Here is a 12,639-nt window from a genome sequence, read left to right as displayed (position 1 = left end):
CGGGACGGTGATCTCCGCGCCCGTGATCCCGGTTAACTGCGGGGACGTCTCAACTTCCGCACTCCCAGGTAATGGTGTCCCCCAAAAGAGCTATACCTCGGGGTTATGGCCGCGGCGCGACCAGGTGCGAGAGACCGGCGGCGTCGCGAGAACCCGGCCTTGTCTTCGAACGCGAGCCAGGCTCCGAGCGCCGCCGCGGGCCTTCCACCTGGAGCCAGGTCTCCTTCACTCAGCCGGCCACCTTGCTCTCGTCCCGCTCGACTGCACGGCGAGCGGGAACCTGGCAGCTCCAGCTGTTCCGTCTGAGCAGCGCGGTCACTCACTGCACCGTGCAGCTCTTGTGGAACCGGCGTCCGATCAGGGTCTTGATGCGGGACAAAGTCCACGTCTGGTCCGGCCAGCCGTGCGCCACCCTTGATCAGCTCACGCTCCAGGACCGCGAAGAGCTCGTCGCACAGCAGGGGAAGCGAGGTCGGCTCTTTCGAGGCCAGCGCTCGCACACCCCCCTCAGACCATGCGGTCTGCCATCGCTGCACCGAACGCACACTGACCCGCAGGTCACGAGCGATGACCGCGTTCTCGTTGCCCTGCTGGAAGCGCTCAGCCGCCTCCAGACGCAGCTTCTCCCAGAAAGCTCGCCGCTCATCGGGCAGTCCGCCCCTCGCTCAATCGGCCATAGCGCATGGATTACACGTCGTCAGCCCACGGACGCGATACCCCGCTCAAGGTCATCACCGTCGATGTCAACGTCAACGACGTCATCCGGACCTGGTCGACGGCATCCCGCCCACGGCCGAGCGTCCCGGCCGGCCACGCCGGGGCCCCCGACTCGCTGTTCGGCGACAAGGGCTACGACTCCACCCCACCACCGCCGCGAGCTGCACAAGTGCCGGATCCTGCCGGTCATCTCCCGCAAGCGCGCTCCGAATATCAGGGCCGTCCTGTCGTTGGCCTGCGGTCTCATCTGCTGAAGGCGGCTACGGATCCGGGGGTACGCATTATTCAACCATTCATTCAAACCTGGGATGGATTCTTCAAAAGAGACGAATATTTTGCGAACGGTGCCGAAACGGTCCACGTCATGAAACCCTGCTCGAAGCGCACGAGAAAATAAGGGACTCCGTTGGTAAACGGCGGGCGTTCCTGAGGTGTGGACTCGACCTCCTGCCCGTTTCCCTTACAAGACTGCCCAGACCCTAAACGATCCAGTCATCCAAGCAGTCGGAAACTCGGGAGAAACATGAAATCCGCGATGAGGATACGCATGGAGGTGAAATCCGCTGGACTCAGCGAACTTGCCGCAGATGCACTTCTCGGCGCTGGGCCACGTGAATCCGGAGGAAACGTGAGTGAGGCTTTGAGTGCCGCCCCCATGCGTTCTGCCACAGTCAATAGGAAATCCGTAAGGGCCCCTTGCGTGGACGGCACAGAATAAAATCACTCAATATCGACGGAAGTAGAGGCAATGACACTCGAAATTCATGGTGACGACCTACAGGACAGCAGTGGTGACGATTCTCCGGAGGAGAACGATTCTCTCCGGCGCGAGACAGGGAGGATCCCTCTCTCTGAGTTAAATGCCAGGGAGAGGGGAGGGAGTGGACCTTTCGCAACGAGGAGTGACTACTTCCGAATGGTGGACTCCGTAAGCAACCAGCTACGGCAGAAGCAGGTCAACGGAATGTGGGCCACCGATGGCTCCTCCACGGAAATTCTGCATGTCTGCCTCCGTGTAGGTAAGTGCCAAATCACCTTGCAGATGCGACTGTCGGATGCACGCATGGTCGGTTATCGCCAGCGCGAGAATGGAATATATTGGTACTTGTCGGACAGTCCTGGTAAATTTCCTAGCGCCGTCGGTAATTCCTCCATGGGTTTCTCTTCGACTTATGAAGAAATGGAGAGGCATTCGAGGGGTCGGTGCGATATTCCTTTGGGTCCGCACGCTCTAGAAAATGCGGTCTTGTTCCTGGCTGCTCGGGACCCGAGGGACGATCTGCATACGGCAGCCCTGAGTTGGTTGATCCTGGTCCAGATGGTTGCTGAGGCCGCCAGGTTCGTCCCTGTCCGGGAAGAGATTGGGCAAAGCTTCAAGCTGATGCGGGACGCTCCCCCTTCGGCTCGCGCTCTCGATCTGGAGAACGCCTGGGGTGAACTGTCACGCTGCGTCCGCGAAGCTTCGAACCAATATGCCTCGGTGTCGCAACCCATCCGCATTGACGGGACCCCCTACAGCCAGGTCAGTGCGATGGCGAGCCTGCTGACGGTAGGACTCGGATTTGAACCGTAATCCCGCTGTCGGCGGTCTGTTGGCCTGAGGTTGGGCGTCGGAACCCACTGCCACCGCGGAAAGACGCTGACCTGTGTGGCCATGGAGGAGCCCGGTGATGGGAGCTCGGCGCTCGGGCGCATGGGGCGCCTGCCGGCCGATGCGCAGCACCGCGCCGTATACCTCGGCATCGGGCATGAAGATTCCGGCGACTCCGACAACGCTGCGCGATCGCGCCTGAGGGCGGGCGGCGGCTGGGCGGTGGGGAAAGGGCCGAAGCGGAAGACTGCCGAACTGACTCGCCGGCAGCACCTTCAAGGCGGTGGCCACCGGCGGCGCCGACAGTGCCGAGAACGAATTCCGCTGCGAACAGCACGCCGTCGGCGTGCTGGCCCCAGGCCCGGAATCCATGAGCCCGATGCTCGGGAATTGCTCCCGCTTCCGCACAGCGAAACGACCGGCAGCCTTAATGAGGGGAAATTCTCTCATTAGTGATCCTGAGGTATGGTGGCTATGGAAGCTGCCAACTCTTCCAATGTGTGAACATTGCGATTCTCGTAAAGGCACACAAGTGCGTCGTGAGCTATTAAATCCTCTGCGAGCAGGTAGCAAGATGCGGTGGAGATGCCCGGAGAGATGCGGGCCGCCACAACGGCCGCTGTGGATTTCTGACAGTCTCGGGGGATGGCTCCTCGCCCTGGGGCGATAATGATGGCCCACAAGTGCCCGTCAAGATCATGAATGCGGCGTTTCACACTGCCTGATGGGAGCGGCCCGCTGGACCAGTTCGCCTCGTAGGCACCGTAGGGTGCAGCAGCTAGTCGAGGGCGGGCCTCATACAAGGCTGCGCAACTGCCGTACAGGAGGGGCGGAGCAGGCTCCGCGCACAGAGTTCCATCGAGCCACTGTCGGTAGAGGGGGTCGGCAACTGGCCGCCAGGCCTGGAACGAAGGATGTGCGGCCATTTCCCTGAACAGATGGTCGATTTCGTGGAGGATTCTCCGTACTCCCTCCAGCGAGTGGTGCTGCTGGTTCCACCTGAAGTTGTCTGCCTGGTCCCCAAAACTCCTACCAGGCTCGAAGGTGGAATGGTCATGCCTCATACCGGCGGCGGAGGATGTGGTTGCCAAGGCCGCTTCCTCGCGAGCTGCCTGGCCGGCCCATATGCTGGCCTCGGCGCGGAGGCTGCAGGCAGCGTGAGCCCATGCCAAGCGTCCGACGGCTCCCCTTGCCGCAGGCAGGCTGTTCCGTACGGTGGACGGAGCGAGGTGAGCCATCTCGACTCGCAGAACGTCCATCGCGTGGTTTATGCCTACGCCGCAGTCCATCTGTGTACCGTCATGAAGAGGCTGCGGTTGCTGGTGGTCTTTTATCGCGGCGGCCACCTGATCCAACCGGTCCACCCAGCACCGCACTTCGGCCAGGGCCGGGCCATCGTGGAAGTCCGCCGGTGCCCAGAGGCCGGCCTGCGGGAGGCATAAAGAAGGGTGCAGCAGCCGGATGAGTCCCTCACTCGGTGCGGCAAGCGCCTCGTTTCTCTGGCGCATGGGATTGATGATCGCCGGTGGAAAGTACGGTTGGGGTGGGATTCTGCTCTTCCGCTTGGCGCCACGCGCCGCATGCCTCCCTTTCACACTCGCGTGATTCCGCTATTTGCCATTGCGCTGAGTAAGGAATTGGCGGCCCTTCAGTGCCAGCATGATTTCGACGCGGGCTCGCGGGGCGTGCAGTGCGGGGCCAAACAGCTTCTCGATCTGGCGCATTCGGTATCGCAGTGTTTGGATGTGTATGCCGAGTGCTGTTGCTACGGACGAAGAGCTCTCGCCTTCCAGATGGGCCAGTAGCGTCTCTGTCATACGCTCGCGTTGCGTCGGAGTCAGGTCGGCCAAGGGACTGAGCCACCGGGCAGCCATGGCGCGAATGAGGAATTCGTTGTGTTGAATGAGGAGTTGGGTCAGGTGCTCGCTCACGTACACGACTCCTGGATCGGCTCCATGTGCGAGATCCAAGAGGCGGCAGGCCCATGCCAGCGACAGGCCGGCATCGCGGGGCATGACTACAGGACCAACCGCAATCCTGCGTCCTGATAGCACCGTCAGTGTTTTCTGCAGGAGTTTGGAGGTCGGCAGGAGGAGATAAGTTGTCCTGCCCAGGCATCCGCTCAGGACGCCCTCGGGAAGACTGGGTACTCCGGGCGGTCCGCCAAGCTCCGTCACGGCGATGGCCTGAACAGTTTCAGGCAGAGGCCATCGTGCCCCCTCCGCCAGCTGCATGAGTGCCGACCCATCTGATGAATTGCTCAGCAAGCTCTCGAAGAGGCTGCCGATTGCGCAGCCGCTCGGACACGGGGCGGCCCCGTGTCCACGTGGCGAAACTGCTGTCCAGTCATGGTCGGTCATTTGCGCGACACCATCCGAATGATCGTGGTCTTCGTATTTCGTCGGGTTGGACCGTCAGTGCAATGCCTATGGAGTCGTCTTATTCATGGAGCACCCAGTTCCGTCACGTCCTGCCGAGCACAGGGAGGTCAATGCAGGCGGCTGCGGCATGTCGCCTGTCCGGTTGTTGTGCCGCGGGGTGTGTCAATGCCTGGAGCCGGCTCCGACTCCGTGTGCGCCATGGCGAACAGTGGCGATGCGAGGTCCCCGGCGCTACCGGGCAGGGCCCGCCAGGCCTGCTGTGGCGGCCGCGTTTGTCACGGCAGACGCGCTCGCTGTGTGCGGGCGGAAAAGAGAGTGACGGAGCACGGCGGGCATTCTTGACCGGGCACGGATTCCTCAGTCGTGGCGCTTGAGCTCCGCACACAGCAGCCTGCAGGCGCGGTGCAGGGAGCTCTTCACCGTTCCGGGAGTAATACCCAGGATCCTCGCGGTCTCCTGCGTGCTGTACTCGTCGAAGTAGCGCAACAACACGACCCTTTGCTGTTGCGGAGCGAGTGTGGCCAGAGCGTCGAGGAGCATGCGCCGGGTGGTTTCCAGGTCCTTGTCTTCTTCGAAGCCCATGTCGGGGAGGTGTTCGGTGGGCACTTCCGTCAGCTTGCGCCGCTGCCACCCCTCGGTCCGGAGGTTGTACATGGCGCGGTGTACGTAGACGTCGGCGTGTGACTTCTGCTCGATGCTGTTCCAGCGCCTGTAAGTGGCGAGCAGCGCTGTCTGCAAGAGGTCTTCGGCCTCCCACGGGTCAGCGAGCAGTCGGCGTGCACTGCGCAGGAGTATGGTGCGACGAGCCTCCACGTATTCGTCAAAGCTCAGGTCGTTGTTGGCGCCGGGCATTTACAGGCCTCTGTGTCGGAGGGGGTTCGGGCGGATCAGCAGACAGCGGAAGGCTGCTGGGCGGAATTACTGGTGGGTGCCGCTCCTCGACCGGGCCACCAGCCCGTTGCTCGGGATAAAGGTTGGAGCCGTCGCCCGTGGCCCGTCGTACCGTTGCCCGTCTCCTGGGGTCGGGCGTGGCTGTAGGCGGGGCGTCCGCAGCCCCTTGTGCGGCATGTCCGTTGCCGGGCCGGTTCTGGGCGGGTTTCAGTAGGCGGGGGAGTACGCCGTGAGCACCATCCGCGGGGGCGGCTCGCTCAGTGATTGCGTTCGCTGCCATGGTCGCGGCCGATGGGGACCTCGCAGGTGACGGTGATGCGAGTCTGTGCCCGCCGTCGGCAGTTTCACCAGAGCGATTCCCTTCAGAGGCTTGGCCACAACGATGAACGCGGCGTCGTGGGCGGCGTTCTACCCGTAGCGGGGGAGGTTTGGTCAGCCCCTCGGGGGCGACCGTGTGCACCGGGCTCTGTGGGGCGTCAGAGCGCATCGTGCGCCCGGAAACGGCCTCAACTTGACCAGGTCTCATGCCCTCGACGCAGTGGGCGGCGGTCACGACGAGGTCGGAAGAGAGGACGCTTCTCCCGCAGAAGTGACAATCCTTCGCACTGCCGTTGCCCTTCTCGAGAAGGGCAACGGCAGTGGGGTGGGCGGCGTTGGCCGCCTGCGTGCCACCGACAGTCCGGGTGGCGCGGTGATCCGTGCCTGACCCCTGCGCCGACACCGCGGTCGACATCATCGGTGCCGACGCCAGGAGCGTGACTGTCACCCTCCCCGGAACCCAGAGCCCACGGTGGAAAGATGAGCGGTCCATAGAAGTTTTCCTTGGTGTACGTCCCGCCGAAGGGCTCCGACGAGATCCACCAAAAGGAAATCCGGTCCTGCATGGCGAGGGAAGAGAACCCGTTGTCTCTGTGTGTATCTCGAATGTCTCTGTGTGTATCTCGCGAACACCGCGCCAACGAGCCACACGGCCAGTGCTTGAATCTCCGTCCCGCCACGGATACGTCAACAGGTCCCGGATCGCTGGGCCTGTAGAGCGCGTAACGCGATCACGATCCGGCCTGCCTGAGTCGCCTCCAGCAGATGAGACTGCAGGGCCAACGACAGGAAGGCGCCGTGGAGTTCGAGGCGACGTGTCCGGCACACGGCGAGGCGTTGGTGCTGCCGGAGCAGGGCGGTGGTCTGCTCCACGACGGAGCGGAGTACGCCCAGCCCCTTGCTGGTCCCTTGCGAGAGATCACCGGAATGACCCGGCGGCGCCTCAGCTCACGTCGCACGGCCTTCGAGTGATACGCCTTGCCGCCCGGGACGCATTCGGGCCGCCCACGTGGGCGGCCCGGGTATCCGGTCACCGGTGGGATGCCGTCGAACGGGTTCAGGATCTGAGCGATGTCGTTGACATGGGCGGCCGTCGTGGTGGCGTGGAGCGGGGTTCCACATCCGTCGCACAAAGGAGTCAGCCGTGAGCTCGGGGGTCCTTCAGGCGGTCGAGTAGCGTCCGTACGGAGCGTTCAGTGCGGTAGGCGGAGCCGGTGAAAAGCTTGCTGTACAGGTAGGCCAGCTCAGGTGGCGGGGTGGCGAGCAGGGTGAACAGCTGGTGACCGGCGGCGATGGCCGCGTCCAGGTCTTTGCAGGCGAGATGGGTGTGCACCACGGTCAGCCCGAGTCTGGCGGTTTCGGGTCTCAGCTTGGCGGAGGGGGTCAGTTGGTGGAAATCGCGATGCAGGGGGGCGAATTGTGACAGCGCGTTTGATGGTTGCCGCAGGTGAAGACGAGAGGCGACCCGGGCCTGTGGGAGCCAGTCCTCGCCGAGGTGTTCGAGGCCGGGGCTGATCGTCAGATCGATGTCGGTCGGCGCGTTGCCGCATGCAGCGACCGCGCGATCGAAGGCACGCTCACTGTCGCCGATCCGGCCCAAATGGGCATGAGCCAGCGCCTCACCGACGTCCAGCAGCCCAACCAAGCGAGGGGATTCGTCCCCGCTCAACGACCGGGCAACATCAATCACCGCATGGGCGTCTTTGGCCTCGCCATGCCCGGACAGGTGAACGGCAGCCATGTTGGCGAGGTAGAAGGCTACGGTGGCCGGCCGTCTCTCTGCGGCGCTGGCCCGCAGCGCGGCCAGCGCGTAGTACTGGGCGCTGCCGTCGGCTCCTATGCAGTAGGACAGCCAGCCACAGAGGTGAGCGGTACGCGCGACAAGCTGCAGCATCTGCATGCCAAGCGGGGAGCCGGACCCGTAGCCGTAACGGGCCAATAGCTCCAGACTGTGGCTGTACTCCTCCTGAGCCGCCTTGAGCTGGGCCGTCAGCGCCGGCACCAGTCCTGGGTTCTTCCCAGCGCTGGTGCGCTCCTCGATCCCCTTGATGCGGCAGAGATCGATGTCATCCACCTCACGGCGGCGAGTCGCGGCTGACTGCTCCCGCAGAGCCTTCGCCACGGTCCCCAGCAGATGCCGGAGCTCCTGACCGGTGACACCGGGATAGCGGCGAGGCTGTTGCTCTACCGTCGTTGTGCGCATCAGCTCGGTAAGCACCCCCGCACCTGTCCACAGGCCATCGGACACGGGGTCAGTGCCCGCAGCCAGATGGAGCCAGTCCGGCCACCGGTACCGCTCCAGAAGGGAGTCATCGATATCCAGAAAATGAGCAATGGCTAACTGTGCCGCCCATTCCGGCGTGGCCTCGCCGTTAAGCCAGCGGTAGACCTTCGCCCGCCCATCGCCCAACACGCCTGATCCCGGACTGATTTCGGCGTGGACGCGTGCAATCTTCCTCGCGAACTTGGCGGGGCTCAAACCCCTGATTTCCAGTTCCCGTTTCAGCGGATGCATGGCACCTGTTCTGTTGATATGCCGCCAGCAGTGGTCGGCCGTGTGCGGTCATACGGAGGGGACAGCGGATCGGCTCACCCCAGCCCCTGGCACAGCCGGGACCGTCGAGGCGGGACGACACCGGCTGGTCGTCGATCTTGTTGCCGCAGGTCGCTGTGAACCTCGACCGGCGTAACGGTGCTCAGCCCGGTGTAACCACGGTGAGCAGACGGAGAATGCGGTCGTATCCATCCCTCTGCAGCCAGTGACTGGCAGACGCGTCAAGGCCTGCCGGCCAACTCCTCAAGGAGGTCCCGTACGACGGGAGTCGCGTGGTGCGGGAGGAAATGCTGCAGGTACTGGCGTGTGAGCCCGGCGGGCATCCGGGGGAGCATGTCCGCGGCACGACGGGCGCTGCCCACGGCGGCGTCGATTTCATCCAGAGCCAGCTGCGCCTCTACAACATTCAGAAGGTCTTTTGCCGTGTAAAGGAGCGGCTGAGTGGAGGTACGTGACGGAGGGTCATCGATGAGAGGAGAGTAGAACTGCAGCGCCGTCTTCGGCTGCCCCAGGTCGAGCCAGACCTTGCCTGCGCTTCTGGAGAGCCACTCCTCACCGATGTGGTCACCCCAAGGCGTTGCATCGTCGGCTGCGCTGTCGGTCAGGATCTTGGCGGCGCGGTCCAGGGCCTGCGTGCTGGCGGTGACGTTCTTGAGTTGGGCATGTACGCGGGCCTCCCGTGCATGAATGATGGCTGCGAGGCGGGGCGCGCCGTTGTTGTAGGGGGATAATTCCTGAGCGGTATTGATCAGATGACGGGCGTCGCGCGGGTCACCCATCTCGGCATGGTGCCAGGCCAGGGTGATGAGGCACGCCGCAGTGTGCAGGGGGGATCCCGCGCCGGCGGCGGCACGTACCGCCAGGAGGCCGTATTGCTCGGCCAGGGAGTCTTCTCCGAGGTCTCGGCTGATATTGCAGCAGATATGGGCAATGTGCGCAGCGGTGAGGAGCAGCGGCATCCTCGTTGCCGTGTCAGATCCGTTCTCGGCAAGGACGCGGAAGGCCGTATGGAGGTCGCCCTGGGCAAACCAGAGGACAGGCAGGGGGTCCCCGGCTCGCCACGCGGTGTCCAGGACTCGTGCGGTGGCCTCGACCATGTCTGCGGTGGTGGAGTAGCGACCGTCGGCACCACGAGTTGGCGTTGGCGTTCTGGCTGTGGCGGCCAGCGCCTTCTCGCTGAACGCTTTGAGGGCGCGGCCGGTGACGACCAGTTGGGGCTTGGGGGGCACTGTCCGGCGCAGGGAGCCGAATGCTTCGGCGCATCCTGCGGGCGTCCACGGAGCGGTGAGCAACGCGTCGCTGTCGGCCAGGGCCAGGAAGTCCGGCCAGCCGAGCTGATCTGCCGTATCAGCAGATATGTTGTGGATGCGTGCGATGGCAAGCTGTGTGGAGCGTTCCGGTGTGGTACCCGACTCCCAGCGTTGAACGTTGGGGTTGTTCTTCTTGATTGTTTTAGGGTCAAGGCCCTGCGCCTCGGCGACCCTGCGCATGTAGTCGTAGCGGGAGAGGCCCAGCCTCGCGCGTGCCGCCTCCAAGGCATGCGGCGGCCTGCCTGGCGCGGGGGGTTTCCGATACATGCCGCCTACCCGTCGGTAATAAGTTGCCTGTGAGGATAGATCTGTTTCGTTCGCTCTGATCAAGCCAGGCAACCCTTAGTAGTCGTGCTCGCTCGCGCCCCCCGCGCCGTCAACGGCGGAATCACCCGGCCGAACCCGAACCACCGCCTCGGCCACCTCCCGCCCGCCGAGCTGCCCCGCGCCCGCCAGCGGAGCACGCCACCACGCCCAACGCACCGGCAAGCCACTCGACTTCACCTGACCGAGCGAAGATCACGGCATCAAGAGGCCCCATGGCTGAGGCTCTCGCTCAGCCTGCCCGACCCTGTGGGGGATCTTGGTGTTTCCGCTGCGGCAAAGTGATCAGCGGGCATGCTCGGGGCCGTTTCGAAGGCCGATGCAGCGGTCGAGGGGCCGTTGCCGGTCCGTCCCCGTTCCGGTGAGTAGATCCCGTGCCCGACCGCGCAGGTCGCGCGGCCGGGCAATCCGGGCGTTACAACGGCGATGTGGGTGAGAGACCGGCTGGACGGGCTGTGGTGCGACGAGGACTTCGCCGACTGGCAGTCGCGCGACGGGCACCGGCCTCTCGCCTGCTCAGCTGGCCACCACCTGTGTGCTGCAGCTCCTGCTCGGTCTGCTGGGCCGTCAGGTGGCCCAGGCGGTGCGCTGCCGCATCGACTCCAAGTACGCCCTGGCCACGGAGCTAAACGATGCCTCCCTCACGGCGACCTGTCCAACTTCGGTGAGCGCCTCGTCCGGGGTGACCGCGCACCAAGACCAAACGGATCGCGAGGCCTACGACGGGCCGGGCCTCACCCTCCCGCACCACCGCACCGTGCTTGGACGGCAGCAAGCTCCGGCACCACCGACTGGGAGGGGGCCGCCGCTCATGTGAACGAACCCCCATCCGCAGTGAGTTGCTCAACAGACAGCGTGAAGGGCGAACCCGAACGGAACCACCTCCCGGGCGGGTTGTCGCAACCGGCCGAAGAGCAGGGCGGCCGCGCCCTTGATGCGACCCCCCTGCTCGTCATCGGGTGTCTAGACGATCACCCGGACACGCTGAACTTCAGCAGCGCCCTGTCCGTCTCTTCCCCACTCCCGGCGGAGTCGGTGGCCGTGTAGAAGAAGCTGCCTGCGAAGTCGACCGCTGCTGCCACAAACCTGCCGGCCAGGCCGCCGATATTGGTGCCGAGTTGGGTATCGGCTTCCGTGCGGTCGGCGTCTTGGGACGATTTATCGTCCTTGAAAAGATTCGGTCCAGCAGTGTAGCGAAAGTCGTGCTGTGCGCACGCCTTCCACGCCGTTTCCGGAGTGATCGCCTGGGGTACGCTGGTGCATCCGTTGGAGAAGAAGCTGCGCTGCAGTCTGACTGTCGGCTCGTCCCTGTCCTTGGAATTCATGATCCGTGTGCGCAGTGCGATGAATTCGGCGTTCGCCAGGGTTGCCAACTTCTTGTACTGCTCCTTGCTGAAGACGGCTCCGGGTTGGCCCTCGCCGGGATTTCCTGGTGGTGTGCCGTTGATGAAATCGCTGACGGCTGCGCGGCCTTGTAATGCACCTTGCAGGCCGCTGGTGTCGGGTGCAGTGAAGCGGGCCATTGGATCGGCGGGAGCTTTCTCAGCCTTGGTCTCTGCTTCTGTGCGGTCCGCTCCGGTAACCTGGGGCGACTCCGGTCCTGCGTTGGCCTGTTCCTCGGGGCCGGATATCTCGGCGGGTCCCGACTTCGTATCGGCTGACTGCGGTGCGGACTTGGATACGCCCGAAGCCGATCCCGGGCTGCCTGCGCTGCAGGAAGCGGTTCCGAGCACGGTGAGTATGATCGCCAGTGCCAGTCCTGCAACTCTCACGTGCTGAAACCGAGTATTTGAACCGTTTACGGGCATGGTGATTCTTCCTCTCCGGAGATGATTGCTCTTCAGGGTCGAGCCACGCTTTGTGGTTGATCCTGGGGTGGGATGTCCACACCGTCAGGCTGCCATCGCATGTGGGACGAGCTGCCGGAATTAGCGTTTTCGAATAGATTTTCAACTGAAGCGCTCCGGGTCTCATGGAGGCTTCGGACTGTCCCGACCGGGGTGGAGTCATGGCCCGTCCATCGCTCACCCGGGAGTTCTGCCGTCCGATGATGCGGCGGAGCGAGGTGCGGCGCGAACACTTCTCCGAGTGGAGCGACCCGCGGGCGAGGCAGCTGGACGGGAGGGACTGGGACGGCCCGGGCGAGGTGCACAACGGATTGGCGTTGTGCGCGCTGCACCACGCCCTCTTCTTCAAAAGGCCCAACGTCCAGGCACCACCGCGCGGATACAGGACGACACGGGCGTTCTGTTCCAAGTGTGAGGTGCTCAACTGCCGAGATCTGATGCTCGATAGCTTTGGCCTTCTCCCCGTTGTCGGCAGCGGAGATCTCTTGGCGACGGTGACGGCCAGGGGGAGCGAAGGCCGGGGCGGCCGTGGGGCGGCAGGCCGATTGGCGGCGCGGGCGCACGCCCGGCGAACCGCTCCTCCGCTACGGAGCAAGGTGGTTGGGGGTCGTGCTGGGCGGTCTGGAGGGCGATGGCCAGCACGTCGCGGAAGCGCTCGCCGCCCGCCCTGACGAGGAGCGGCCTTGGGTGGCGCTGCGCCGGGCGT

General features: G+C 64.3%; 10 protein-coding genes. 3 read left to right on the top strand and 7 right to left on the bottom strand.

Features of this window, described 5'->3' with window-relative positions:
• Window positions 1-229 precede the first annotated feature (229 nt).
• Window positions 230-319 (bottom strand): winged helix-turn-helix domain-containing protein, encoded by a 90-nt coding sequence (locus tag ACN6LB_RS38895; RefSeq protein ID WP_445029987.1) that lies wholly within the window; start codon window positions 317-319, stop codon window positions 230-232.
• A 363-nt stretch (window positions 320-682) separates the two neighbouring features.
• On the opposite strand from ACN6LB_RS38895, the gene ACN6LB_RS38890 reads away from it, so the two are divergent.
• Window positions 683-1,114 (top strand): hypothetical protein, encoded by a 432-nt coding sequence (locus ACN6LB_RS38890; RefSeq protein ID WP_445029986.1) that lies wholly within the window; start codon window positions 683-685, stop codon window positions 1,112-1,114.
• Window positions 1,115-1,633: 519 nt separating this feature from the next.
• Window positions 1,634-2,290, top strand: a complete 657-nt coding sequence (locus ACN6LB_RS38885; protein WP_445029985.1) for a ribosome-inactivating family protein — start codon at window positions 1,634-1,636, stop codon at window positions 2,288-2,290.
• A 1,628-nt stretch (window positions 2,291-3,918) separates the two neighbouring features.
• On the opposite strand, the gene ACN6LB_RS38880 is transcribed toward ACN6LB_RS38885, so the two are convergent.
• The 3 genes from ACN6LB_RS38880 to ACN6LB_RS38870 form a co-directional block, all read right to left on the bottom strand.
• Window positions 3,919-4,239, bottom strand: a complete 321-nt coding sequence (locus ACN6LB_RS38880; RefSeq protein WP_445029984.1) for a helix-turn-helix domain-containing protein — start codon at window positions 4,237-4,239, stop codon at window positions 3,919-3,921.
• A gap of 807 nt (window positions 4,240-5,046) precedes the next feature.
• Window positions 5,047-5,541: a SigE family RNA polymerase sigma factor gene (locus ACN6LB_RS38875; protein ID WP_445029983.1), complete on the bottom strand. Its 495-nt coding sequence runs from the start codon at window positions 5,539-5,541 to the stop codon at window positions 5,047-5,049.
• Complete coding sequence (locus ACN6LB_RS38870) at window positions 5,510-6,313, bottom strand: trypsin-like serine protease (RefSeq protein ID WP_445030006.1); 804 nt, start codon at window positions 6,311-6,313, stop codon at window positions 5,510-5,512. Before ACN6LB_RS38870 ends, ACN6LB_RS38875 begins: the two co-directional genes overlap by 32 nt.
• Before the next feature lie 350 nt (window positions 6,314-6,663).
• Between ACN6LB_RS38870 and ACN6LB_RS38865 the strand changes: the two genes are divergently transcribed.
• Entirely contained in the window at window positions 6,664-6,870 is a 207-nt protein-coding gene (locus tag ACN6LB_RS38865; RefSeq protein ID WP_445029982.1) for a hypothetical protein, read from the top strand.
• A 166-nt stretch (window positions 6,871-7,036) separates the two neighbouring features.
• On the opposite strand, the gene ACN6LB_RS38860 is transcribed toward ACN6LB_RS38865, so the two are convergent.
• From ACN6LB_RS38860 to ACN6LB_RS38850, 3 genes are all read right to left on the bottom strand, one after another.
• The gene (locus ACN6LB_RS38860) at window positions 7,037-8,413 is read right to left on the bottom strand and encodes a hypothetical protein (RefSeq protein WP_445029981.1); all 1,377 of its coding nucleotides are present in this window, start codon (window positions 8,411-8,413) and stop codon (window positions 7,037-7,039) included.
• Between the two features lie 260 nt (window positions 8,414-8,673).
• The gene (locus ACN6LB_RS38855; protein WP_445029980.1) at window positions 8,674-9,942 is read right to left on the bottom strand and encodes a hypothetical protein; all 1,269 of its coding nucleotides are present in this window, start codon (window positions 9,940-9,942) and stop codon (window positions 8,674-8,676) included.
• 1,115 nt (window positions 9,943-11,057) lie between these two features.
• Window positions 11,058-11,819: a hypothetical protein gene (locus tag ACN6LB_RS38850; RefSeq protein ID WP_445029979.1), complete on the bottom strand. Its 762-nt coding sequence runs from the start codon at window positions 11,817-11,819 to the stop codon at window positions 11,058-11,060.
• Window positions 11,820-12,639 lie beyond the last annotated feature (820 nt).

Source organism: Streptomyces sp. SAS_270 (assembly GCF_052543295.1).
The sequence above is the reverse complement of the archived record's forward strand: the minus strand, read 5'-3'. Positions and strand labels throughout refer to the sequence as shown.